Annotated in this window: 22 protein-coding genes; 14 read left to right on the plus strand and 8 right to left on the minus strand. The window is 64.1% G+C overall.

Features of this window, described 5'->3' with window-relative positions:
* Positions 1 to 134: 134 nt before the first annotated feature.
* From JWR51_RS22085 to JWR51_RS22115, 7 genes are all read left to right on the plus strand, one after another.
* Positions 135 to 1619 (plus strand): replicative DNA helicase, encoded by a 1485-nt coding sequence (locus JWR51_RS22085; protein ID WP_299752878.1) that lies wholly within the window; start codon positions 135 to 137, stop codon positions 1617 to 1619.
* A gap of 1 nt (position 1620) precedes the next feature.
* Positions 1621 to 2745, plus strand: a complete 1125-nt coding sequence (alr, locus tag JWR51_RS22090) for an alanine racemase (protein WP_299752881.1) — start codon at positions 1621 to 1623, stop codon at positions 2743 to 2745.
* Between the two features lie 166 nt (positions 2746 to 2911).
* Positions 2912 to 4315, plus strand: a complete 1404-nt coding sequence (gene radA / locus JWR51_RS22095) for a DNA repair protein RadA (RefSeq protein WP_299752884.1) — start codon at positions 2912 to 2914, stop codon at positions 4313 to 4315.
* A gap of 133 nt (positions 4316 to 4448) precedes the next feature.
* Positions 4449 to 5099, plus strand: coding sequence for a CvpA family protein (locus JWR51_RS22100; RefSeq protein WP_299752887.1), 651 nt, complete (start codon positions 4449 to 4451; stop codon positions 5097 to 5099).
* Between the two features lie 168 nt (positions 5100 to 5267).
* Positions 5268 to 6758, plus strand: a complete 1491-nt coding sequence (purF, locus tag JWR51_RS22105) for an amidophosphoribosyltransferase (RefSeq protein ID WP_299752890.1) — start codon at positions 5268 to 5270, stop codon at positions 6756 to 6758.
* Positions 6758 to 7492, plus strand: a complete 735-nt coding sequence (locus JWR51_RS22110; protein WP_299752893.1) for an SDR family NAD(P)-dependent oxidoreductase — start codon at positions 6758 to 6760, stop codon at positions 7490 to 7492. The genes purF and JWR51_RS22110 overlap by 1 nt, the downstream gene beginning before the upstream one ends.
* Before the next feature lie 19 nt (positions 7493 to 7511).
* Positions 7512 to 8117 (plus strand): GNAT family N-acetyltransferase, encoded by a 606-nt coding sequence (locus JWR51_RS22115; protein WP_299752896.1) that lies wholly within the window; start codon positions 7512 to 7514, stop codon positions 8115 to 8117.
* 239 nt (positions 8118 to 8356) lie between these two features.
* On the opposite strand, the gene JWR51_RS22120 is transcribed toward JWR51_RS22115, so the two are convergent.
* The 4 genes from JWR51_RS22120 to JWR51_RS22135 all read right to left on the minus strand — a co-directional run bounded on the left by JWR51_RS22120 (position 8357) and on the right by JWR51_RS22135 (position 13124).
* Positions 8357 to 9619 carry a hemolysin family protein gene (locus JWR51_RS22120; protein WP_299753007.1) on the minus strand — a complete coding sequence of 421 codons (1263 nt, stop codon included), beginning with the start codon at positions 9617 to 9619 and terminating at the stop codon, positions 8357 to 8359.
* 262 nt (positions 9620 to 9881) lie between these two features.
* Positions 9882 to 11333, minus strand: a complete 1452-nt coding sequence (gene der, locus JWR51_RS22125; RefSeq protein ID WP_299752899.1) for a ribosome biogenesis GTPase Der — start codon at positions 11331 to 11333, stop codon at positions 9882 to 9884.
* A 36-nt stretch (positions 11334 to 11369) separates the two neighbouring features.
* Entirely contained in the window at positions 11370 to 12326 is a 957-nt protein-coding gene (locus tag JWR51_RS22130) for a tetratricopeptide repeat protein (protein ID WP_299752902.1), read from the minus strand.
* A 138-nt stretch (positions 12327 to 12464) separates the two neighbouring features.
* Entirely contained in the window at positions 12465 to 13124 is a 660-nt protein-coding gene (locus JWR51_RS22135) for a 2'-5' RNA ligase family protein (RefSeq protein ID WP_299752905.1), read from the minus strand.
* 167 nt (positions 13125 to 13291) lie between these two features.
* Between JWR51_RS22135 and JWR51_RS22140 the strand changes: the two genes are divergently transcribed.
* Complete coding sequence (locus JWR51_RS22140; RefSeq protein WP_299752908.1) at positions 13292 to 13714, plus strand: nitroreductase family deazaflavin-dependent oxidoreductase; 423 nt, start codon at positions 13292 to 13294, stop codon at positions 13712 to 13714.
* Between the two features lie 55 nt (positions 13715 to 13769).
* Here JWR51_RS22140 and JWR51_RS22145 read toward each other — a convergent pair whose 3' ends face one another.
* The gene (locus tag JWR51_RS22145; RefSeq protein WP_299752911.1) at positions 13770 to 14465 is read right to left on the minus strand and encodes a GntR family transcriptional regulator; all 696 of its coding nucleotides are present in this window, start codon (positions 14463 to 14465) and stop codon (positions 13770 to 13772) included.
* 174 nt (positions 14466 to 14639) lie between these two features.
* Between JWR51_RS22145 and JWR51_RS22150 the strand changes: the two genes are divergently transcribed.
* On the plus strand, positions 14640 to 15830 hold the full coding sequence (locus JWR51_RS22150; protein ID WP_299752914.1) for an aminotransferase class V-fold PLP-dependent enzyme: 1191 nt from the start codon (positions 14640 to 14642) through the stop codon (positions 15828 to 15830).
* On the opposite strand, the gene JWR51_RS22155 is transcribed toward JWR51_RS22150, so the two are convergent.
* The 3 genes from JWR51_RS22155 to JWR51_RS22165 form a co-directional block, all read right to left on the minus strand.
* A complete protein-coding gene (locus tag JWR51_RS22155; protein WP_299752917.1) occupies positions 15831 to 16598 on the minus strand; it encodes an enoyl-CoA hydratase in 768 nt (255 codons plus the stop codon).
* Positions 16595 to 17818, minus strand: a complete 1224-nt coding sequence (locus JWR51_RS22160; protein ID WP_299752920.1) for a CoA transferase — start codon at positions 17816 to 17818, stop codon at positions 16595 to 16597. Before JWR51_RS22160 ends, JWR51_RS22155 begins: the two co-directional genes overlap by 4 nt.
* A gap of 99 nt (positions 17819 to 17917) precedes the next feature.
* Complete coding sequence (locus tag JWR51_RS22165; protein ID WP_299752923.1) at positions 17918 to 18586, minus strand: GntR family transcriptional regulator; 669 nt, start codon at positions 18584 to 18586, stop codon at positions 17918 to 17920.
* Between the two features lie 220 nt (positions 18587 to 18806).
* Here JWR51_RS22165 and JWR51_RS22170 point away from each other — a divergent pair, with 220 nt between their 5' ends.
* The 5 genes from JWR51_RS22170 to JWR51_RS22190 are packed head-to-tail and all read left to right on the plus strand — an operon-like array spanning position 18807 to position 24181.
* Positions 18807 to 19901, plus strand: a complete 1095-nt coding sequence (locus tag JWR51_RS22170) for a ring-opening amidohydrolase (RefSeq protein WP_299752926.1) — start codon at positions 18807 to 18809, stop codon at positions 19899 to 19901.
* Positions 19902 to 19923: 22 nt separating this feature from the next.
* Positions 19924 to 21129, plus strand: a complete 1206-nt coding sequence (locus JWR51_RS22175; RefSeq protein WP_299752929.1) for an NAD(P)/FAD-dependent oxidoreductase — start codon at positions 19924 to 19926, stop codon at positions 21127 to 21129.
* Positions 21126 to 22529, plus strand: a complete 1404-nt coding sequence (locus tag JWR51_RS22180) for an amidase (protein WP_299752932.1) — start codon at positions 21126 to 21128, stop codon at positions 22527 to 22529. The genes JWR51_RS22175 and JWR51_RS22180 overlap by 4 nt, the downstream gene beginning before the upstream one ends.
* Positions 22530 to 22535: 6 nt before the next feature.
* Positions 22536 to 23279 (plus strand): SDR family oxidoreductase, encoded by a 744-nt coding sequence (locus tag JWR51_RS22185; RefSeq protein ID WP_299752935.1) that lies wholly within the window; start codon positions 22536 to 22538, stop codon positions 23277 to 23279.
* Positions 23276 to 24181 (plus strand): NAD(P)-dependent oxidoreductase, encoded by a 906-nt coding sequence (locus JWR51_RS22190; RefSeq protein WP_299752937.1) that lies wholly within the window; start codon positions 23276 to 23278, stop codon positions 24179 to 24181. The genes JWR51_RS22185 and JWR51_RS22190 overlap by 4 nt, the downstream gene beginning before the upstream one ends.
* Positions 24182 to 24188: the final 7 nt, after the last annotated feature.

Genomic DNA, 24188 nt, shown 5'->3' on the forward strand with positions numbered 1-24188 from the left:
AAATGCGAACATTCCCCGTTGTCCACACAGTTCACAGGCGCGGTTCGCACAACGTTAACTGTGCAGCAGGTAGGTCGAGACTCGTGATCAACCCCCGTGGTTAAGAAACGTTAATATTTACCCCGAGGCACATGATGGCTGAAATTGCACGGCTTCATCCCGCGGAGGACAAGTCCTTCCGCCTCGCCCCGCACAATGTGGAGGCAGAGCAGGCGCTGCTGGGCGCCGTCCTCGTCAATAACGAAGCGTTCTACCGGGTCTCCGACTTTCTCGAGCCCATCCATTTCTACGAGCCGATTCACCGTGAAATCTATGAGGTGATTGGCAAGTTCGTGCGCGCCGGCAAGTCGGCCGATCCGATTACCATCAAGACCCATCTGCCGGAAAACCTGCTCGCCGACATGACCATGGCGCAGTATCTGGCGCGCCTGGCCGCCGAGGCCACCACGGTGCTGAACGCGGCCGACTATGGCCGCATGATCCATGATCTGGCGCTCCGGCGCTCGCTGATCCTGATCGGCGAGGAAATGGTGTCGACGGCCTATGAGTCCGAAGTCGACGTCACGCCTGAAAAGCAGATCGAAGAGGTCGAAGGCGCGCTGTTCCAACTGGCGGAAAAGGGTCGCTACGACGGCGGCTTCCAGCCGTTCAATGCAGCGCTGAAAGACGCGATCCAGATGGCCGGCGAGGCCTATGGGCGCGATGGTTCGCTCTCGGGTACCGCAACGGGACTGAGCGATCTGGACCGGCTGATGGGCGGCTTGCAGCGAAGCGACTTGATCATCCTCGCCGCGCGCCCTGCCATGGGCAAGACGGCGCTGGTGACCAATATCGCCTTCCACGTCGCCAAGGAGTGGAAGGGCGACGTGACGCCCGACGGGCATCGCAAGACCGTCAACGGCGGCATTGTGGGCTTTTTCAGCCTGGAAATGAGTTCCGAGCAGCTCGCCACGCGTATTCTGGCCGAGCAGGCGCAGATTTCCTCATCCGACATTCGACGCGGCAATATTCACGAAAGCCAGTTCGCCAAGCTGGTGGATACGTCCAACCTGATGGCGCAGATACCACTCTATATCGATGACACCGGCGGCATCAGCGTGGCCCAATTGGCGGCGCGGGCGCGGCGGCTGAAGCGGCAGAAGGGGCTCGACCTGCTGGTCGTGGACTATCTGCAACTGCTGTCGGGATCGAGCAAGGCGTCCAGCCAGAACCGCGTGCAGGAACTGACCGAAATTACCACTACGCTCAAGGCGCTGGCCAAGGAGCTGGAAGTGCCGATCATTGCGCTCAGCCAGCTGTCGCGCCAGGTCGAAAATCGCGACGACAAGCATCCGCAACTGGCGGATCTGCGCGAATCGGGCTCTATCGAGCAGGACGCCGACGTGGTGATGTTTGTTTACCGGGAAGAGTATTATCTCAAGAACAAGGAGCCCAAGGAGGGCTCGCCCGAGCATTTGACGTGGCAGGGGGAAATGGACAAGGTGCACGGCAAGGCCGAAGTGATCATCGGCAAACAGCGCCACGGTCCTACCGGTACGGTGCAGTTGTCCTTCGAGGCGCAATTCACGCGCTTCGGCAATCTGGCACGCGCCGACTATCTGCCTGAGCGCATGGAGTAATATGAGCGTCACGTCTGGCCTGGGGGGCCTGCTCAGCATCGATCTGGGGGCATTGGCCCGCAATTGGCGTGCGCTCGACAAGGTCAGCGCAGGCGCGCTCACGGGTGCGGTGGTCAAGGCCGACGCCTATGGCACCGGCATCGCTCCGTCGAGCAAGGCGCTCTATGCGGCGGGGGCGCGGTTTTTCTTTGTGGCCACGCCGGACGAGGCCATTGCGGTGCGCAGCGCCCTGCCCGATGCGCATATTTTCGTGCTGGGCGGGCTCTATCCCGGCGCGGCCAATCTCTATGTGCGGCAGAATCTGATGCCCGTCATCGGCTCGATGCCGATGCTGGAGGAATGGCTGGCCAAGTGCCTGGAGCGCAACGAGGCCTATGCGTCGGCCTTCCATTTCGATACCGGCATGAACCGGCTGGGCTTCCGCCTCAACGAGGCGAGCCTCGTGAAGCAGCGCATCGAAACGCTGGGCTATGCACCGCAGATGATCATGAGCCATCTCGCGTGTGCAGATCAGCCCAATCATGAAAAGAACCGCACGCAACTGGCGCTGTTCGGCTCGGTGATGGCGCAGTTTCCCGGCATTCCGGCGTCGCTGGCCAATTCGGCCGGGCTGATGACCGGGCGCGATTATCATTTCCAGATGGTGCGGCCGGGGATCGCGCTCTATGGCGGGCGCGCTGTCGTCGGGCGCAAGAACCCGATGGCGCCGGTGGTGACGCTGCATGTGCCGATCCTGCAGGTCAAGGAAGCGCGCACCGGCGAAACGGTGGGCTATGGAGCCAATTACACGCTGGCGCGTGATAGCCGGCTGGCGATCATCGCCTATGGCTATGCCGATGGTTTCCTGCGGTCGGCCTCGGGCTCGAACACGCGGCCGGGCGCCAAGGTGGTGGTGAACGGGCGGCTTTGCCCTGTGCTGGGCCGGATATCGATGGATACCAGCATTATCGACGTGACCGAACTGGGCGACAACCTGCCCAAACCCGGCGAGGGTGTTGAAGTGCTAGGACCGGCACTGAGCGTTGACGACCAGGCCGACGCGGCTGGCACGATCGGGTATGAAATTCTGACCTCGCTCAAGGGGCGCTATACGCGCAATTATGTCGGGGACGGCAATCTTGGGTAATGTTCGCTATTTGTTCTTGATAGTGCGCACGCGATATGCATTAATCGGCCTCGTCATTCCCGCATAGGCGGACATCCACTCGCGTCGCCAGCGGTGGGCGGGTTTCAGCTTTTGCGGGAATGGCACCAGCACTCTCGCCTTCTCGCTGCATGCGTCAGGAAGACAATTGGCCAAATCCCGCTCCTCCTTCGTCTGCCAGGCCTGCGGCGGCGTCACCACCCGCTGGCAGGGACGCTGCGATGCCTGCGGGGATTGGAACACCATTGTCGAGGAGCTGACCGATAGTGGTGTCGGCGCGGGACCGAAATCGGCCAAGGCGGGCGGCAAGGCGGCCAATCTGGTGCCGCTTTCGGGGGAAACCGAGAGCGCGGCGCGGGTGGTCAGCGGCATTGCCGAGCTGGACCGGGTGACTGGTGGTGGCTTCGTGATGGGGTCGGCGCTGCTCTTTGCGGGCGATCCGGGCATTGGCAAATCGACGCTGCTTCTTCAGGCCGCGGCGGCTTTGGCCAATCGCGGCAAGCGCGTGGTCTATGTGTCGGGCGAAGAGGCTGTCGCGCAGGTACGGCTGCGGGCCCAGCGGCTGGGACTAAGTGAAGCAGAAGTGCTGCTGGCTGCCGAGACCAATGTGGAGATCATTCTCGCCACGCTGGAGAGCGGCCCGCCGCCCGATCTGGTGATCATCGATTCGATCCAGACACTGTGGACCGACCGGGTGGACAGCGCGCCGGGGACCGTGACGCAGGTGCGCACCTCGGCGCAGGCGCTGACGCGGTTCGCCAAGAAGAGCGGCGCAGCGGTGGTGCTGGTCGGGCACGTCACCAAGGACGGGCAGATCGCCGGTCCGCGCGTGGTCGAGCACATGGTCGATGCGGTGCTGTATTTCGAGGGCGATTCGAGCCACACGTTCCGAATTCTGCGCGGCGTCAAGAATCGCTATGGCGCCACTGACGAGATCGGCGTGTTCGAAATGACGGCCCTGGGGCTGGCCCAGGTGGCCAATCCATCGGCGCTGTTCCTCGACCAGCGCGACGAAGGCGCGGCCGGCTCGGCAGTGTTCGCCGGTATGGAGGGCACGCGCCCGCTGCTGATCGAAATCCAGGCGCTGGTCGCCCCCTCCCCGCTCGGCACGCCAAGGCGGGCGGTCGTCGGCTGGGACTCTTCGCGGCTGTCGATGGTGTTGGCAGTGCTGGAGACCCGCTGCGGCGTGCGCATCGGTGCTAATGATATCTATCTCAATGTCGCCGGCGGGCTGAAGATCAACGAACCGGCGGCGGACCTCGCGGTGGCGGCGGCGTTGATTTCCTCGCTGACCGGCTCGCCCCTGCCCTCGGAATCGGTGTATTTTGGCGAAATCTCGCTCGCTGGCGGCATTCGCCCGGTGGTGCATGGTTCGCTGCGGCTGCGCGAGGCGCATAAGCTGGGGTTCAAATCGGTATCGACCGGACGGCTCAGCGCGGCGGACCGTAATAGCGGGCTGGAGGTGTCGGAGTTCACGAACCTGGCGGACCTGGTAGGGCGGATCGCGGCCAAGGGCCAGAAGCCGGCGGCGAAGGTGGACGAATGGGCCTGACTGCGACTCCTCTGCATGCTTTCTGGGAACATTGGCCGTGCACGGCCCGCGCGCCCTTGGCAGCGGCGGCTAAAGCGGCTAAACGAAGCGCCATATGGGGCTCTGGGCCTCTTCTGGAGCTGGCGAAACCATCATGCTGACTGCATTCGACGTTGGTATCGGAGTGCTTGTGCTGATCTCGGCGATCCTCGCCACGGCGCGGGGACTGACGCGCGAAGTGCTCTCATTGGTGACATGGGCCGGCTCGGCCGCCATCGCCATCTATATGTGGAAGTATCACCCGGAAATCGCGCAGGGCTATATTGCCGATCCGACGGTTGCCGATATCGCCACCGTGGTGGTCAGTTTCATCGTTGCGCTGATCGTGCTGCATCTGCTGACCATGCGGATCGCCGATTTCGTGGTGGACAGCAAGATCGGGCCGATCGACCGCACGCTCGGCTTCGTGTTCGGCGTGTTGCGCGGGCTGCTGGTCGCCATCGTGGTCACGATTTTCGGCACCTGGCTGCTGGGTTCGAACCTGCCGCCCTGGGCCAAGGAATCGCAGTCGCTGCCGCACCTGACCCAGATGGGCAATTCGCTGATCGCCATGCTGCCGCCGGACCTGGAAAAGCAGGTCACGGAAATCCTCAAGGGTGGTACCGGCCTGACGGAAGATCCCACGGATCCAACCGGCGCGGCAGCCGAAGGCACCGACGAAACCGAAGATTCCAGCGTTCCGCCCGACGCGGGGACAACCGTTCCCGCCCCGGCAGCGCCGGTCGCACCGGCCACTACTCTTTGATCATATTGCGGTGAGGGCCTCTTCCTCGCCACATCACGGACCAGAAGCCCGCTATTATGGGCCCGACGATAGACCGATCTGGCAAGGCATGGGGATGCCGGATCATCGCGCCGCCGCTGGCGGCGCGCCAGTTTCTGCAGTTGAGGCAGCATTGGAATGGAGAGCCCGGTGAACCATCCGAGCGACGACACTTTCGATATCGATGGCGACACGCTGCATGAAGAGTGCGGCGTGTTTGGCATTTTGGGGCATAGCGACGCCTCGACCCTGACGGCGCTGGGCCTGCATGCGCTGCAGCATCGCGGCCAGGAAGCGGCGGGCATAGTCAGTTTTGACGGCCGACAATTCTATACCGAAAAGCGCATGGGACTGGTTGGTGACCACTATACCGACCCGGCCCTCCTGGCCAAGCTGCCCGGCACGATGGCCATCGGGCATACGCGCTATTCCACCACTGGCGAAGTGGCACTACGCAATGTGCAACCGCTGTTTGCGGAACTGGAAGCTGGCGGCATCGCCATTGCGCATAACGGCAACTTCACCAATGGCCTGACGCTGCGCCGGCAGATCATCGCCACCGGCGCCATCTGCCAATCGACCTCCGACACCGAGGTTGTGCTGCACCTGATCGCCCGCTCGCGCCATAGCTCGACCACCGATCGCTTCATCGACGCGCTGCGGCAGATGGAAGGCGGCTATGCCATGTTGGCCGTAACCCGCACCAAGCTGATTGCGGCACGCGACCCGATCGGCATAAGGCCGCTGGTGATGGGCGAGCTCGACGGCAAGCCAATTTTCTGTTCGGAAACCTGTGCGCTGGACATTATCGGCGCCAAATATGTGCGGGACGTCGAGAACGGCGAGGTCGTAATCTGCGAGCTGCAGCCGGACGGCTCGATCACCATCGAAGCCCGCAAGCCGGTGCGGCCCGAGCCGGAACGGCCATGCCTGTTCGAGTACGTGTATTTCGCACGCCCCGATTCGGTGGTGGCCGGACGCAGCGTCTATACGGCGCGCAAGCGCATGGGCATCAACCTCGCCAAGGAAGCGCCGGTCGAGGCCGACGTGGTGGTGCCGGTGCCCGACGGCGGCACGCCGGCGGCCATCGGCTATGCGCAGGCGAGCGGCATTCCGTTCGAGCTGGGCATCATCCGCAACCATTATGTGGGGCGTACCTTCATCGAGCCGACGCAGTCGATCCGAGCTTTCGGCGTGAAGCTGAAGCATTCGGCCAATCGTGCCGAAATCGATGGCAAACGGGTCGTGCTGATCGACGATTCGATCGTGCGCGGCACGACTTCGGTCAAGATCGTGCAGATGATGCGCGACGCTGGAGCGACCGAGGTGCATATCCGCGTCGCCAGCCCGATGATCCGATATTCGGACTATTACGGCATCGACACGCCAGACCCGGAGAAGCTGCTGGCCAATCAATACAAGGACCTGGAGGCGATGTGTCGCTTCATCGGCGCCGATTCGCTGGCCTTCCTGTCGATCGATGGGTTGTATGATGCCGTCGGCGGCGAGCCGCGCAATAACCTGGCGCCGCAGTTCACCGATCATTATTTTACCGGCGACTATCCGACGCAGTTGACCGATCTCAACGGTCGGGCCAAGAACGAGCCGAAACAAATTTCCCTGCTTCGAGAGGCCGGTTAGTGGCTGATACGCAAGATCTTGCCGGCAAAGTCGTCCTCGTCACCGGGGCGTCGCGCGGAATTGGTTACGCCAGCGCGCGTGAGGCCGCGCGTCGCGGCGCGCATGTGGTGGCGGTTGCCCGCACGGTCGGGGGCCTCGAGGAACTCGACGACGAAATCCAGGATCTGGGCTCGTCGGCAACGCTGGTGCCGCTCGACCTGCGCGATGGCGACGCCATCGACCGGCTGGGTGCGGCGATCTTCGAACGCTGGGGTGCGCTCGATGGGTTGATCGCCAATGCGGGCATGTTGGGCACGCTGTCGCCCCTGCCCCACGTGGCGCCGGAGGAATTCGAGAAGGTGATGGCGGTCAATGTGACGGCCAACTATCGGCTGCTGCGTTCGACCGATCTGCTGCTGCGCCAGGCTGATGCCGGGCGCGCGGTGTTCGTGTCCTCATCGTCGGCCAAGTCGGCGCGGCCCTATTGGGGTCTTTATGCGGCGAGCAAGGCGGCTGTCGACGCCATGGTCAAATCCTATGCAGGCGAGGTCGAGCAGACCAGCGTGCGGGCCAATGTGTTCTATCCCGGCGCCGTGCGCACAGCGATGCGGGCCAGGGCGATGCCGGGGGAAGACCCCGATACGCTGCCGCAGCCGCGCGAAATTGCCGGTGCGCTGGTGGATATGGTCTCGCCGAACCTGACGCAGAACGGGCAGATTTACGACGTGGCGCAAAAGGGCTTCGTGGCGCTTTGAGCCGTCGCGGGAGCGCTGAATGAGCCTGGTTCGTCCTTTCGCTGCGGCTGACCTCGATAGCCTTTATGCGATCTCGCTGGCGACCGGCGATTCTGGCCGCGATGCATCGCCACTGCATCAGGACGGGCGGCTGATCGGGCATATTTATTCGGCGCCCTACGCGATGCTCGCGCCGGAACTGGCTTTCGTGGCCGAGGATGATCAGGGCGTGGCCGGCTACGTCGTCGGCGCGGCGGATACGCGGACGTTCGACCAGCAGCTTGAGCGGGACTGGTGGCCGGCGCTGCGCGGGCAATATCCCGATCCGTCGGGCTCGGCACCGGATAGCTGGAATGCCGACCAGAAGCGCAGTTTCGCCATTCATCATCCGAGCACGACACCGGATGCGGTTGTTGGCCCCTTCCCCGCGCATATGCATATGAACCTGCTGCCGCGGCTGCAGGGGACCGGGATGGGCCGCAAGCTGTTCGAGCGCTGGATCGAGCAGGCGCGGGCGGTGGGCGTTCCGGGCGTGCATGTCGGTGTCAGCCCGCTCAATGCGCGCGGCATGGGCTTCTGGCAGGCGATGGGCTTTGAGCGGATAGCGACGCAGAGCGGCGTCTGGCTGGGACAGAAGGTCCGGTAGTGGAGCCGTGGCGGCTGCATGGCCTCCAGCGGCCTTCCGGATCCATTAGCTCTCGAACAAGCCCACCCACGAAGTCATTCCCGCGCAGGCGGGAACCTCATTTTCTGCCTTACCACCCCAAACGGAGGTCCCCGCCTGCGCGGGGATGACTATATGGTGGGCGATAGCTTGGTGGGGACGACGGCTCCGGAGTTGATGATCCGGCGGGCAAAGCCCGCGAGGTACTGAAGCGCGTTGGCCTAGTCCAGCCGCGCCATTAGCACCTTGTCGATGCGGCGGCCGTCGAGGTCGACGACTTCGAATTTCCAGCCGCCATGCTCGAAGGTTTCGCCCTCGGCGGGCAGGCGGTTGATGATCGACAGGACATAACCGGCGACGGTTTCGAACTTGGCGTCCTTGGGGATGGCGACGCCGAGGCGGTCGGCGAATTCGTCGACGGGCATCCAGCCGGCAACGAGGTACGAACCATCCTCGCGGCGGACCACGGCCGGGTCATCGCCGGTTTCTTCCTGGAACACGCCAGTGATGACTTCGAGGATATCGCCCGAGGTGACGATGCCTTCGAAGTGGCCGTACTCGTCGACCACCAAGGCCATGTGGACGGTGGAATTGCGGATGGCGCGGACGACGTCGAGCGCATCGGCATGATCCATCACGACGGGCACCGGCTGCACGAATTTGCGGATTTCCAACGGCTGGCCATTGGCGAAGGTGGAAATCAGATCGGTGATGGCGACGACGCCAATGATCGAGTCGGCATCCCCGTCCTGCACCAGGAGGCGCGAGCGATGGGTGCCGACGATGGTGCGGCGGATTTCGTCGGGAGCGTCGGCAAGATCGATCACCTCGACGTCCAGACGCGGGGTCATCAGGCCGCGCGCGGAGCGGTCAGCCAGGCGCATGACGCCGGAGATCATCGAATGCTCGTCGCTTTCGATGACGCCGGCCGTGGTGGCCTCGGCGATGATGGTCTTGACCTCTTCCTCGGTCACCGTCTCCTCGGACTCGCCGCGCTGGCCCAGAATGGTCAGCACGGCCTTGCCAGAGATATCGAGGACCCAGACGATGGGCGAGCCGACCTGGGCCAGCAATTGCATGGTCGGCGCGACGCGGGCAGCGACCCGCTCGGGATCGCGCAGGGCGATCTGCTTGGGCACCAATTCGCCCAGGATCAGCGACAGATAAGTGATGACCACCACCACGATCACCACGCCGAGCACATCGGCGACATTGGGCGCGACGCCGACGGTTTCGAGCCAATCGGTAAGGCGCAGGCCCAAAGTAGCGCCGGAGAACGCGCCGGAGAGCACGCCAACCAGGGTGATGCCGATCTGCACGGAGGAGAGAAACTTGCCGGGGTCTTCGGCAAGGCGGATGGCGATGGCGGCGCCCTTATTGCCTTGATCGGCAAAGACGCGCAGACGCGCAGGACGGGCAGACACGACCGCCAATTCGGACATCGACAACGCACCGTTGATGATGGTCAGAACGACGACAATCAGGATTTCTACGAACAAGATGGTTTCACAATATGCGGCCCCGCACTCAGCATCGGGTCGCTTAGGACGAGGTAGTTATAGTGGCAATCGACAGGATAACGCCATGGGCTTGGAGAATTTGTATGTGGGGTATGGGCTTGGGGCACTGGTGACGACAGCGCTGAGTGGCCAACCGTCCCCCACCCCTGTCCCCTCCCCGCGAGGGGGAGGGAGACCCTCTCGATCAGTCGTCGTAACCACTGGCTTCGAGCAAGCGCAGGCCTTGCTAGCCCAGCCTGCGCTTGGACACGTCGTCGTAGGGGTTCTTGCTGCCCGCGCGGACCCAGAGACGGATGGGAGCACCCTGGATGTCGAAGGCTTCGCGCAGGCCATTGGTTAGATAGCGCAGGTAAGCCGTCGGCAACGCGTCGGGGCGCGAGGCGAAGAGGATGAAGCTGGGCGGCCGGGTCTTGGCCTGGGTCATGTAGCGAATCTTGAGGCGACGCCCCGAGACGGCCGGGGGCGGATGCCCCTCGACCATGCCGGCGAGCCAGCGATTGAGCCGCGCGGTCGAGACATGGGAATTCCACGAACGCTCGATCTTGAAGATCGCGTCCATCAGCTTGTCGATATTCTTGCCGGTGAGGCCAGAGAGTGTGACTAGCGGGACGCCGCGAATCTGCGGCAGGAGGCGCGTGCAGGCTTCCTTGAGGGCGGCCAAGGCGGCGTTCTTGTCCTCGATCAGATCCCATTTGTTGACGGCGATGACGAGCGCCCTCCCCTCGCGTTCGACCAGATCGGCCAGCGCCAAATCCTGCTTTTCGAACGGGATGGTGGCATCGAGCATCAGCACGACGACTTCGGCATATTGAATGGAGCGCAGGCTATCGCCGACGGCAAGCTTTTCCAACTTTTCCTGGACGCGCGCGCGACGGCGAATGCCCGCGGTATCGACCAGATTGATGACGCGGCCTTCCCATTCCCACGGCACAAGAATGCTGTCGCGGGTAATGCCGGCTTCGGGGCCGACCAGCACGCGGTCTTCGCCGACCATGCGATTGATCAGGGTGGACTTGCCGGCATTGGGACGCCCGACGATGGCAACGTTGAGGTAGCGCTTAGGATTCCAGCGCAGCGTGGCCTCGTCCCCCTCGCCTTCCAGCATGTCCTCGGTGATATCGACATCGATCTCGGGCATGTCCTCGAGATCGGCGATGGCCTTGGCATCCTGCACCAGAGCCGCGGCGTCGATGGCCTGCGAGACGATGGAATAGAGCTCGGACATGCCCAGGCCGTGTTCGGCGGACAGCGCGATGGGCTCGCCGAAACCAAGCTTGAAGGCTTCGACCAGGCCCGATTCGGCGGCCTTGCTTTCGGCCTTGTTGCCGACGAGATGCACCACCTTGCCGGCTTTGCGCAGCACTTGGGCAAAGCGCTGATCGAGCGGCACCACGCCGGCGCGGGCATCGATCATGAACAGGATGACGTCGGCTTCCTTGATCGCCAGCTCGGTCTGCTGGCGCATGCGGTCTTCGAGGCTGCCGTCGGTGACGTCCTCATAGCCCGCAGTATCGAGAATGCGGAAGGTCAGGTCGGCAATGTGGCCTTCGGCCTCGCGGCGGTCGCGGGTGACGCCGGGGGTGTCATCCACCAGCGCGATCTTGCGACCGACGAGGCGGTTGAACAGCGTGGACTTGCCGACATTGGGGCGACCGACAATAGCAACGGTGACGGTCATGGTAGAGATATCCGATCAGAGGGAAGGCGGCCGGCCCTATTCGAGGGTCGGCTCAGCCTCCGCAGGGGCAGCAGGCGTGGTGGCATCGGCGGCGGGCGCGGGTGTTGCGGCAGGCGCAGGTGTGGAGGCGGGAGCAGCCGGCGCGGATGCCGAAGGATCGATCGAGGGCGCGGCCGGAGCAGGCGCCGGTGCCACGGCCGCCGGTGCGGCAGGAGCCGGGGTCACTGCGGGCACCGTGGGTGTCGGTGCGGTCGGCGTGACCGTAATGTCATTGCCGACGATATCCTGGACGGCCGAGGCGGCGTCTTCGGCCGCCTGATCGACCGGCGCGGGCGCAATATCGCCGGCCGACGTCAGGGCCGCGATGTAATAGCCCATGCGGTTGCGCACGGTGCTTTGGCTCATCGGGTCATCGATGACGGCCTGGAAGCTGGCCTGGGCATCGGTAAACTTGCCGGCCTTGTACTGGGCCAGGCCCATTGCCTCGCGGGCGGCATTGCGCAGGGGATTGCCTTCGGTGGCGATGGTTTCGACGCGCTGCTGCACATCGGCCAGCGTGCCGGCATCGACCATCAAAGTACCGCCCAGCACCAAAGCGAGCTCGCGCAGGCGCTGGTTGGAAAGGCCGACGGCCAGCGCATCATACGCGGCTACCGCCTCGGTCACCTTGCCATCCTTGGCGAGCAGACCGGCCTGCTTGAATTGGGCCAGCATCGGATAGCTGCCCGAGCCATCGGCGACCAGCGCATCGAGCTGGGTCTGCGCCGCAGCCATATCGCCGCCGTCGGCGAGGTCGAACGCAGCATAAAGCTCGTCCGACGACTTGGCGGCATTGTTGGCGTGATACCAGGTCCAGCCCTCATTGGCGGCGACGCCGACCACGACGAGGACCGCGGCCCCAATGACATAGGGCGCGAACCGGCGCCAGAACGAGCGCATCCGGTCGGAGCGCAGTTCCTCGTCGACTTCGCGAAAAATATTATCCTGAGACATGGCGTGCCTGATGGTCTTGAGCCGAATTGCGCGCACGTTTAGCACGTGGCTTCCATATTGCAAATGCAGCGGTTCCCGGTGCTTGCAGAGTTGGACCGGCATACACGCTAAAGCGAGCGGTTCGGCGCCATGGCGCGTTCAGAACAGTAGGCGGGTCGGGCTTGGCTGGTCATTGTCGACCGCGCGTGTGCCGCGAAGGAGCCATTCGCCGCGCAATTTGTGGCGCCCTGTCCCGTGAATGCTGTGGATCATACAGAACCGATCGACGCGCCACGCGAATGGCTTCGTCAGATGCTGCTCGGGCAGGACCGCGATGCTGTAGAATAGCGTCATGTGCGGGGTGCCGGGCGCTTCTTCGGCGGGAATACCGCTCTGCATCAAGGCCGTGCAAATCACCGAGTAGAGCGCCTTCAGTTCGGCCTCGCCTGCGCTGCAGCGCAGGACGGTGGCCCGCTTGGGGCCGTTGTCCCAAGTCAGGAAGCGATCGACGACGACCTCGAACGGCGCAAAGTCGACGGCGGCGGCGGCGGTGATCGCACGATCAACGATATCGGGCGGGACGGTTGCGTAGGCGCCGACGCCATTCAGCGAAACATGCAGATTATCAGCGTTCAGCGGAGCGCCGTCGTGTTGTGATGCCACTGTTGCGGCGAGCCGAGATATAGCCGTCGCCTCCCCGGCGGGCGGGCGGATAGCGAAGAAAAACTTGTTTGGCCGCCGGCGCGCCTTCTCCCGTGAGGGCATTGGCTGGCCGGAAGGCGCATCGAACATACAGAGCTGGCGCGGGTCGTATCGCACTTGCGTTTGTTCCTGTTATGTTCTAGTTAACATAGCAGTCGGAACCGTCGAGTCAACTCTTTTGGCGCTGGTCCGGCGGCACGTGGACCGGCCTGCACCAATGCCCCCTTGCTCATGGGCATGCCGACCACCAAGTGTGTAGCGTTCACACGAGAAAGGTTTTGGATATGAGCGACTTCAATAATCAAGTCATCGCCGACTTCAACGCCAATGGCGGCAAGCCCGGAGGCTATTTTGCGGGGGCCCCTGTGCTCCTGCTGCATGCCATCGGAGCCAAGTCAGGCGCTGAGCGAACACAGCCCCTGATGTTCCTGCCCGAGGGCGACGGGACTTGGTATGTATTCGCTTCCTATGGTGGCGGGCCAAAGGACCCGGCCTGGTTCCACAATGTGGTGGCGCATCCGGAGCTGGATATTTCCGTTGGCGATGGCACGACGATCGCGCGCATTCCGGTTCGTGCCCACGTGCTTGAGGGCACTGAACGCGACACGATCTACGCCAAACAGGCTGGCCTTTTTCCGCAATTCGCCACCTATGCCGAGACCACAACCCGCGACATCATTCCGGTCATCAAGCTGACGCGGCGCTGACGGTCAGCGACGCGCGGCGTGTTCGGCAAAAGCGTGAGCATGAGTCGAAGGCCATTTAGCCTTCTTCAAGGCTAGACTTGATCGCGGCGCCCTTGTTCAGGAGATGTTGCCGTAACAGGGCGCCAAGGCGCGGGGCATCGCGCAGGATAAGCGCCGACAGAATATCCTCATGTTCCTCGACGGCGGCTTGCCAGCGTTCGGGCTGCAGGTTCGCCTGGTAGCGGTAGCGCAGGATCTTGGCGTTGAGGCTGGCGTAGAGCGAGACGAGAACGGCATTGCCGGTGGCGGCCGCCAGGCCGATGTGGATTTTCTGGTTGAGTTCAAAATACGGCGCCATTTCCTGACGCAGGAAATGGGCGAACATCTGGTGATGCCAAGCCCGTATCTTTGTAATGGTTTGCTCGTCGCTGTTGATGGCGGCTTGCTCACCGATCATGGTCTCGAGGTGAGCCATGACGGAAAGCGTCGCCTCGAAATCCGCGATCGAGAGGGTAGTGACCACTACGCCGCGATTGGGCAATAGCGTCAGCAGACCCTCCGCCGCCAGCACCTTGAAAGCCTCACGCAATGGCGTGCGTGAAATGCCGAAGCGCTCGCATAATAGCCGTTCGTTGAGCCGTTCCTTGGGCTTGAACCGGCCTTCCATGATGGCGGTGCGCAATAGCGCCAAAACCTCGGAATGCAGGTTTTGCCGTGGAATGTGGGTTTCGCCCTGCGAAGCATCGACGAGTTGCTGGCCGGCTTCGAGCATCTGATCGCCGAGCTCCTTCCCATACTGAGTCCTCGGTAACCCGCCGACCCGGCGATGTCCATTTCGCCTTTTGTTCATATTGCATTCAAAATTCATTTCTGTGTAGATGGCCCTCGCCGATAGAGACGATCATCTCGACCGATCGAAACCCGAACGACGTTGGAGAGTGGCCAAATGAATGCAATAGCGAACGCGAAGCCCTATTTCCCGGGCTGGCAGCTCCTGCAGATACCCGGGCCATCCAATGTGCCGGCAAAAGTGCTGGCGGCCATGGCGCAGCCGACGATCGACCATCGCGGCGAGGCTTTTGCGGCTTTTGCCAAGACGCTGCTTGACGATCTCAAGCCGATTTTCGGCACAAAAGACGATATCGTCATCTTCCCCTCCTCGGGGACCGGCGCCTGGGAGGCCGCCCTCGTCAATGTGACCTCGCCGGGCGATACCGTGCTGATGGCCGAGACCGGCCATTTCGCCACGCTATGGTTCAAACTCGCCAGGCAGCTCGGCCTCAACGCCGAACTGCTGCCGGGCGACTGGCGCAAGGCTGCCGATCCCCAGGCGATCGGCGCGCGGCTGCGGGAGGACAAGGTCCACACCATCAAAGCCGTCTGCGTCGTGCACAACGAAACCTCGACCGGGGCGACGAGCGACATCGCCGCCGTGCGCGCCGCCATCGATGCCGCCGGACACCCGGCTTTGCTTCTGGTGGACACAATCAGTTCGCTCGGCTCGGTCGACTACCACCAGGACGACTGGGGCGTGGACGTCACCATCGCCGGGTCGCAGAAGGGCCTGATGTTGCCACCCGGCCTGGGCTTCAACGCCTATCGCGCCAAGGCCAAAGCGGCGGCCGAAACCGCGCGCATGCCACGGTCCTATTTCGATTGGGAGGCGATGCGCGCGGCGCCGCTGACCGGGCAGTTCCCCTATACGCCGGCCACCAACCTGCTGTTCGCCCTGCGCGCCGCGCTGGATCTACTGGCGCAGGAAGGCATGGACAACGTGTTCCACCGCCACGCCCGCCATGCTCGCGCTACGCGCGCCGCGGTCGAGGCCTGGGGCCTCGAAGTGCTCTGCGTCGAGCCCGAGCATCAATCCAATGTGCTGACCGCAGTGGTGATGCCAGAAGGCGTCAGCGCCGATGGCTTCCGGGCGCTGATGGTCAACCGGTTCAACATGTCGCTGGGCAACGGTCTCTCCAAACTCAAGGACCGCGTGTTTCGCATCGGCCACCTCGGCGACTTCAACGACATGATGCTGATCGCCACGCTCGGCGGCGTACAGATGGGCCTGATCGCCTATGGGGTCAAACCGCAGACGAGCGGCGTCGAAGCGGCCATGGCGGTGCTGGCCGAGGCACTGTAGTCAGCGTCCGGTCCAAACCGGTGCGCGCTTGTCGATGAAAGCGCGCACGCCCTCCTTGAAGTCGGCACTGCCATAAACCCGACGGATCATGTCGGTATCGTCACCACCACGGGCTGCGAGGCGGATCGCTTCGCGAGCGGCAGCGATCGATAGCGGGGCATTGGCGACGAGAGCGGTCAGAAGTTCGGCGGCGCGAAAGTCGATGACGTCGGGTTCGACCACCTCGAGCGCGAAACCGGTGGTGACGGCCTGTACGGGCTGCAGAATTTGGGCCAGCAACAGCATGGCCCGCACTGCCCCAAGGCCAAAACTGTCAACCAAGCGGGCAACATTGCGCGCCGACAGGCAATTGCCGACGGTGCGGGCAATGGGCACGCCGAAGCGCGCGCGGGTGGACACCAGCCGCAGGTCGCAGGCCGCGGCGATCACCAGGCCTCCGCCCATGGCGGCGCCGTCGATGATGGCCACGGTGGGCACCGGCAGGGCCTCAATCTGGGCGATGCCGGCCTCGATGCGCTGCTCGTAGGCAAGGCCATCCTCGGCGCCGGCGAAATCGAGAAATTCCCGAATATCGGTGCCGGCTACGAAGGCCTTGCCCTTGCCCCGGAATGCGACGGCGCGCAGGCTCGGCGTTGCGGCGATTTTGGTGCAAGCCTCCGCCAGTTGCGCGTACATCGCAAAAGTCATGGCGTTGTAGGCTTCGGGATGATCGAACAGCACCGTCGCCACGGCGCCCTCGATCGAGAGCGTGACCCGGCCCTCGCTCATTTGGCTTGTCCAGAGGCCATCGCCGCCCGTTCCGGGGCGATGCCCAGCTCCGCGAAAATCTCCGCATTGTGCTCGCCCAAGCGGGGTGGATGGCGCCGGACCTGCTGCGGCGTGCCGCCCAACTTGACCGGGAAGCCGATATTGCGCACGCGGCCTTCCACCGGATGATCGATTTCCATCACCGCGTGGCGCGCTTCCACGTGCGGATTATTGAGCGCTTCGCTGTAATCGTTGATCGGGCCAGCCGGAATGCCAACGGCAAGCAGGCGCTCGACCCATTCGTCCTTGCCTGCCTGGGCGAAGGTGGATTCGAGATCGGCGATCAGCGCCTCGCGATTGGCCAGGCGATCGGCATTGGTCTTGTAGTGGGGATTATTGGGCAGGTCGGGCCGGGCGATCGCCTCGCAGAGCCGCAGCCACAGCCGGTCATTGTTGGCGCCGAAGACGAAGTAGCCGTCGGCACAGCGTACCGCCTGATAGGGCGCGGCCATGCGATTGCCGGTGCCGATACGCTGGGGGATGCGGCCTGTGCCCCAGAATTCGGAAATGTCCCAGATGGCGAAGGCCAGCCCGGCCTCGAAGAGCGAGGCATCGATATGCTGCCCCTGCCCGCTGGCCTGGCGGCCGATATAGGCCGAGAGGATGGCGTAGACCGCGAACAGCGAGCAGCCGATATCGGTGACCGGCACGCCGGACTTGGCCGGAGGGCCACCGGGATGGCCGGTGATGCTCATCACCCCCGCCGCCGCCTGGGCGATCAGATCGAACCCCGGACGGTCGGCCCAGGGCCCTGTCTGGCCGAAGCCGGAAATGCTGGCATAGATGATCCTGGGATTGATCGCCTTGATGGTGGGATAGTCGATGCCCAGCTTCTTCATCACGCCGGGGCGGTAGTTCTCGACGATGACGTCGGCGGCCTCGGCGAGCTTGTAGAACACCTCGCGGCCCTCGGGCCTCTTCAGGTCTAGCGTGATCGAACGCTTATTGCGGTTCATGTTGAGGAACCCCAGGCTGTCGTCGCCCTTGAGCTTGAACCCCATGGCGCGTCGCGTCTGGTCGCCCCCCTCGGGCGGCTCGACCTTGATGACGTCGGCGCCCAGATCGCCCAGCAGCATGCAGCAGAACGGGCCCGCCATCACCTGGCTGACATCGAGCACCCGCATGCCGGCAAGCGGCAGAGGCAAAGCGGACGCAGTCGCATCGGTGTCCGAGGCAATCATGGCAAGTCTCCGAATCTGAATTTTGCATTCATAATTCAGACGCGAAAAGATTGCAACGCCGGAGTGCGGGCTGTCGAAAAAGACTGCGGCGAAGGGAAGCTAGGCCTGCTGGCGTACCAGGGTATCGCGGGCGACGTCGGAGGCCGTGCCCAAGAGATGGGTTCGCAGGAGCGCCGCCAATTGCGCGCCATCGCGCCGTTCGATGGCGTCGAGGATGGAACGGTGGTCGTCGACGGCTCGGCTCCATTGCTCCGCCGACTTGCGGGTGACGAAGCGCACTGCATGGATGCGCACCAGGATTTGCTCATACATCGTGGTCAGGGCACCATTGGCGGCCACGGCGAACAGATACTGATGGATTTCCCGATTGAGCCGCAGATAGTCTTTCTCATTGCCCGCAGCGTGGCAGGCAAACATCTCTTCATGCAGCTTGCGGAACTTGGCGATATCCTTGTCGGTCAGCCGCGCGGTCGCGAGTTCACCAGCCAGCGCCTCCAGCGCTGCCATGATCGGGAACAATTCGTCGATCTCAGCCTGGGTGATTTGCGCCACATAGGCACCGCGGCGCGGCAGAAGCTGGATCAGTCCCTCGGAGGCCAGCACCTTGAGGGCTTCGCGCAATGGCGTCCGCGAAATGCCGAAGCGCTCGCACAGTTCGGGTTCGCGTACCTTGCTGCCGGGCGCCAGATCGCCGGCGACGATCATGTCGCGCAGCGCATCGCTCACATTGTGGTGCAATGCCCCCTGTTGCAGCAGCGTCGATGCCAAGGCGGTTCTCCGGTCGAAAATCACCGCCCTTCTGGCATAAAACCGCGCTCCCATACAAGTCGGCCACCCCGACCGTCCGGTTTGCGTGATCCGCGCCACGGGTCCGAATTGCGACGAAAGACGTAATCGACGCTCTTGCGCTTCAGCAAAACATGTCGCTACTATCAAGAGATCAGACCTCTGTCCCCTAAGGTCTAATGACATTGCTTTGGAGGCTTCTTTGCGCGCAGACGTAGTGCGGTTCGCCCTGCCCGATCCCGGCGATGTGTCCGGCCTCCGCCAAGCCATCGACAGCGGGCAGATCGATCCCAAGACCATCGTGGCCGTGATCGGCAAGACCCACGGCAATGGCCTCGTGAACGATTATACGCGCGGCTATCTCACCCTGTCGTTGGCCCTGCTGATCGCCGAGAAAACTGGCGATACACCCGAGGCCGTGCGCGCTCGCGTCCCCTTCGTATTCTCCGGCGGCGTCGAAGGCGTGCTGTCGCCGCACTATAGCGTCTTCACCGCCGTTCCGGACGAAACGGCGCCCACTGGCGGCAAGTCGCTGGCCATCGGCGTCGCCTTCACCCCCGATTTCCGGCCCCACGATATTGGCCGTCAGCGCCAGATCGACCTCACGGCCGCCGCTGTCGAACAAGCCATGGCCGCGGCGAAAGTCGACCGCGCCGACGTGCATTTCGTGCAAACCAAGGGACCGGCGTTCACTCTGGCCGAGATCATCGCCGATCGGGATGCGGGCACGCCGCCCGTCACCGACAATCCCGGCAAACTGATGGGCTATGGCCGTGCGGGTTCGGCCCTCGGCGTGGCCAAGGCACTCGGCGAGTCGGCAGGGCTTGAAAGCGCCCTGCTCAATGATTTCAGTCAGTTCTCCTCCGTCGCCAGTTGCTCGGCCGGCGTCGAAGTGCGCGGCAACGAGGTGATCGTCATCGGCATGAGTTCGGCCTGGTCCGGTCCGCTCGCCATCGCGCATGCCGCCATGAATGATGCGCTCGACACAGCCGGCATTTATCGCGCGCTCGCCGACCTCGGACTCCCCGCCAACCCGCAAGTCAGTGCGGCGGATGCGAAACGCCTGCGTGCCGGTTTCGTCAAATGCGAGGCTTCGCGCGACGGCAAGATCCGCGGCCGCGGCCACACCATGCTCAATGACGGCGATATCGACCCGCAGCGCCACATCCGCGCCGCCGTCGGCGCCATCGTCGCCAGCGTGGTCAACGACACGGCTCTCTTCGTGTCCGGCGGCGCCGAACACCAGGGCCCCGATGGTGGCGGCATGATCGCCCTGATCGCCGAACGCAACGCCTGATCGGCCAATAGAGACAGTTGAGATGACCACCGGAACCAAGCCGAAAATTGTCGTGGTGGGGGCCGGGATCGCCGGCAGCCTTGCCGTCTCTGGCCTCGCCGAGCGTAGCGATATCGAGCTGATCTGCCTGGAACGCGCGGCTGAAACGGGCCAGATCGATGCCGGGACTGGTCTGAATATCGGCCCCAACGCCATCAAGGCGCTGGCGGCGATCATGCCCGAACGGGCGCGAACGCTGATCGACAACTCGCTGCCGTGGAAGCAGTGGACGGTGGAGCTGACCGACGGTACTCCACTGATGAATCTCGATCTGGGGACGGTCGCGGACAATGCCGGCATCCGCATCCGCTGGGCCGAGCTCTATGCTTTGCTGCGCCGGCCCATTGCCCGCCATATCCGCTTCGGCACCGAACTCACCAGCATCAGCCACGGCGACGAGGGCCTGTTCGTTGACGTGCAGGACGCGTCCGGCGCCCCCGGCAAGCGCATCTGCGGTATCGACCTGATCATCGCCGCCGATGGCCGCTATTCGGTGGCGCGCCAGACCCAATGGGGCCAGGAGCCGCCGAACTTTCTCGGCGTTTGCCTCTACCGCCTGCTGGTGCCGGCCGGCATCGATTGCCCGATCGACGACTACGGCCAGTGGTTCAACGGCCCCAACCGGCTGTTGGCCTTCCGCGTGCCGGGCGATTTCGTCTACATCGCCGGCTCGTTCCCCATTCCGGCAGACAGCCCTATCCCCGAGACCGCCAAGCTGGGCCCTGCCCTGCGCGGCCTCTACACCCCGCAGAACGGCTCGCTGACCGCGCACACCAAATTCCTCGTCGACGCAGTCGAAACCTATGCGGATCGCATCCACTGGGCGCGACTTCAGGATGGCACTGTGCAATTCGCCGGGCCGCCTGGCGTGTTGCTACTCGGCGACGCCGCCCACCCCATGGTGCCGACGCTTGGCCAAGGCGCCACCCAGTCTGTCGAGGATGCTTGCGTGCTGGTGGACGAGGTACGCCGGGCGCTGGATCGCGGTGAACCGCTGGACCTGGTGCCGGCGCGCGTCGAAGCGCGACGGCGCGAGCGGGTGGAATTCGTGGTCAGCCTGTCGCGTGCCGCAACCGATACCATGCTGGAGGGCGCCGACCCCGTGGCCGGCACGCTCAAGAAAACGCAACCGGCATTCCTCAGCCAGCTCGAGCGGCTTTACCGCGATGTGCCGGAGCCGCTGGCATGAGCAACCTGGCCGACCTCGCCGACCTGACGGCAGGCGAACTGGTCGCCGGTTATGGCACGGGCACCTTCACCCCGGTCGAGGCGCTAGCGGCAGTTCATGCCCGCATCGCTGCCGTCAATGCCGATATCAATGCGGTGATTGCCGAAGATCGCGCCGCCGCGCTCCAGGCTGCACGATCTTCGGCCGAACGTTGGGCCAGCCACAACTCACTGTCAGCACTTGATGGCGTCCCCCTAACCATCAAGGACAATCTGCATGCGGCCGGGCTGCCCGCCACCTGGGGCAGTCGGCTTTACCACGATTTCGTCCCGCAGGCAGATGAGCCGCCGGTCGAGCGCCTGCGCAAGGCCGGTGCCATCATCATCGGCAAAACCAACGTCCCTGAATTCACCCTGCAGGGTTACACCGACAATCAGCTATTCGGCGTCACGCAGAACCCGCTGGCTCCGGGCATGACCCCCGGCGGCTCCACCGGTGGCGGCGCCGCAGCGGTCGCGGCCGGCATTGGCCCCCTTGCGCTGGGCACCGATGGTGGTGGTTCGCTACGCCGACCTGCCGCGCATTGTGGCCTCTTCGCCATCAAGCCGTCGATCGGCCAAGTGGCGCGTGCTGGCGGCTTTGCGCAGATCCTCGCCGATTTCGAAGTCGTCGGCCCAATCGCCAGAACGCCCACGGACCTGCGCACCGCATTCGACGTACTCTCCGGCTTCGACCAGCGCGATCAGCGATCTTTTGCCACCCTCGCCGCCGACGAGCCGTTCTCACAGGCGCCGCGCATCGGCTATTTCAACGCGCTCGGCAGTGCGCCGGTCGATCCGCGCATTACTCGCGCCTCGGACAATTTCGCCACCGCGCTCGCCGCCGCCGGCGGCCGCATCGCAGATATTCCCGCCCCGTTCGATCTCGACCGCGTCAACGGGGCTTGGGGCACCGTGGCCGCCACTGGCCTTGCTTGGCATCTGTCCCAATACCCCCAGGCCGAGGCGCTGATCGGCGACAATGCCCGCGCCACAGCCGAACGCGGCCGCGCCCTCTCCGCCATCGATTACCTCCACGCCTGGGACGCTTGCATGCAGATCCGCGTCGAAGCGGCTCGCTTGTTCGACACCTTCGATCTGCTGCTCTGCCCCACCACGGCGGCCCTCGCCTGGCCGGCCGCCGAGCCATTCCCGCCACTCATCGACGGCCGCCCGGCCGGGCCGCGCGGGCATGCGATCTTCACCGCCTGGATGAATGTCGCCGGGCTTTGCGCGCTGTCCATCCCCGTTGCCACCACGCCCGATGCGGGCGGTATCGGCATGCAGCTGGTGGCGGCGCCGGGGCGCGACCGCGCCCTTCTCCATTTTCTCGCAACCCTTCCGGCAGCGGCAATGGCGCCGCGCCGAACCATCCAAGGATAGCCTTCCATGAGCGAATTCACCGGCAAGACGGTCATCGTAACGGGCGCGGGCGACGGCATCGGCCGGGCCACGGCGCGTCTCTTCGCTGCGGGCGGCGCCAATGTCGTGCTCGTTGATATCAAGGGCGCCGAAGCCGCGGCAGATGAGCTGGCCGAAGCGGGCGGCAAGGCGATCGCCGTCACCATGGACGTGCGCGACGTCGCTGCCTGGACAGACCTTGTCGCCCAGACCATCACGCAGTTCGGCACCGTGGACGCGCTGGTCAATAATGCCGGCATCGCGGTGCCGAACGATACCGCCGTCAATGTCACCGAAGAGTCCTGGGACCGGGTGATGGATATCAACGCCAAGGGCGTGTGGCTGGGCATGCGCGCTGTTCTGCCGATCATGCTGGCCAAGAAGGAAGGCAAAATCTGCAACGTAGCCTCTACCGCCGCCCACATCGGCCTGCGCAATGCCGCCGCCTATTGCGCCTCCAAGGGCGCGGTGCTGGCGCTGACGCGGCAGGCCGGCGTGCAGTATGCCTCGCAGAACATCCAGATCAATTCGGTCTCACCCGGCACCACGATGACCGGCATCCAGAAGGAAGTCACCGACGAGCAGCGCGCCGCCTTCCTGCCGCTGACGCCAATCGGCCGCTTCGCCCAGTCCGAGGAAGTCGCCCGTACCATCGTGTTCCTCTGTGGCGAGGGCTCCTCGTTCATGACCGGCGCCGATCTCAGCGTCGATGGCGGCATGGTGGCGCTGTGAAGATTCTCGTCACCGGTGGCGCTGGCCTCGTCGGCATGACGCTGCGCCAGACGCTGCAGCGCGCCGGCCACCAGGTCACGGCGATCGACGTCACTGATTTCGGCCGCGGCGACACCAGCCTCACGATCATGGGGCTGGACGATGCAGGCCCGCTCGATGCGCTCGTGACCCAGAACGGCATCGAGGCGATCATCCATTGCGGCGGCATTTCCGGGCCGATGCTGGCCGCTGGCAAGCCGATGCTGCTGGTCGATGTCAACATCACCGCGACCGCGCGGCTGCTCGATATCGCGCGGCGGCACGGCATGAAGCGCTTCGTGTTCTGCTCGTCGGTCTCGGCCTATGGCGATGTCGGCCCCGGCACGATCACCGAGACCACGCCGCTGCATCCAACCTCGGTCTATGGCGCCTCCAAGGTTGCCGGCGAGGCGCTAGTCGACGGCTTTGCCACCGAATACGGCCTCGACGGCATCAGCCTGCGCATTGCGCGCGTCTATGGGCCGTACCGGCGGGCCAACTGCTATCTCGGCGATATCATCCGCAACACCGAGAAGGGCCTGCCGACCGAAATCCCCTGCGAGGACGATTTCAAATATCACTATATCCATGTCGACGATGTCGCCGATGCACTGCTGACGGTGCTCGAGGCCAAGAGCCTGCCGTCGCGTGCCTATAACGTCTCTAACCTCGAAATGACTATGCCGCAGATTGCCGAGATTGCGCGGCGGACCATTGCGGGGGCGCGGGTCAATCTGGTGGCCGGGGCCGATGACGTGCCGGATGTGCAGAGCGCCTTCGATATCACCAAGATCGACCGCGAACTCGGCTGGCGCCCGCGCCTCGATCTCGCTGCTGGCCTGCTCGCCTATCGCGACGCAATCCGCTCCGGCAACGCCGCCTGATATCGCC

The sequence above is a fragment of the Devosia sp. genome (assembly GCF_028290625.1).
In the GTDB taxonomy this organism is placed as follows: domain Bacteria; phylum Pseudomonadota; class Alphaproteobacteria; order Rhizobiales; family Devosiaceae; genus Devosia.

Coding starts and splice junctions, on each gene's coding strand:
- JWR51_RS22085 (WP_299752878.1), top strand. CDS start 135: ATGGCTGAAATTGCACGGCTTCATCCCGCGGAGGACAAGTCCTTCCGC.
- alr (WP_299752881.1), top strand. CDS start 1,621: ATGAGCGTCACGTCTGGCCTGGGGGGCCTGCTCAGCATCGATCTGGGG.
- JWR51_RS22100 (WP_299752887.1), top strand. CDS start 4,449: ATGCTGACTGCATTCGACGTTGGTATCGGAGTGCTTGTGCTGATCTCG.
- JWR51_RS22115 (WP_299752896.1), top strand. CDS start 7,512: ATGAGCCTGGTTCGTCCTTTCGCTGCGGCTGACCTCGATAGCCTTTAT.
- der (WP_299752899.1), bottom strand. CDS start 11,333: ATGACCGTCACCGTTGCTATTGTCGGTCGCCCCAATGTCGGCAAGTCC.
- JWR51_RS22130 (WP_299752902.1), bottom strand. CDS start 12,326: ATGTCTCAGGATAATATTTTTCGCGAAGTCGACGAGGAACTGCGCTCC.
- JWR51_RS22140 (WP_299752908.1), top strand. CDS start 13,292: ATGAGCGACTTCAATAATCAAGTCATCGCCGACTTCAACGCCAATGGC.
- JWR51_RS22145 (WP_299752911.1), bottom strand. CDS start 14,465: ATGCTCGAAGCCGGCCAGCAACTCGTCGATGCTTCGCAGGGCGAAACC.
- JWR51_RS22150 (WP_299752914.1), top strand. CDS start 14,640: ATGAATGCAATAGCGAACGCGAAGCCCTATTTCCCGGGCTGGCAGCTC.
- JWR51_RS22155 (WP_299752917.1), bottom strand. CDS start 16,598: ATGAGCGAGGGCCGGGTCACGCTCTCGATCGAGGGCGCCGTGGCGACG.
- JWR51_RS22160 (WP_299752920.1), bottom strand. CDS start 17,818: ATGATTGCCTCGGACACCGATGCGACTGCGTCCGCTTTGCCTCTGCCG.
- JWR51_RS22175 (WP_299752929.1), top strand. CDS start 19,924: ATGACCACCGGAACCAAGCCGAAAATTGTCGTGGTGGGGGCCGGGATC.
- JWR51_RS22180 (WP_299752932.1), top strand. CDS start 21,126: ATGAGCAACCTGGCCGACCTCGCCGACCTGACGGCAGGCGAACTGGTC.
- JWR51_RS22185 (WP_299752935.1), top strand. CDS start 22,536: ATGAGCGAATTCACCGGCAAGACGGTCATCGTAACGGGCGCGGGCGAC.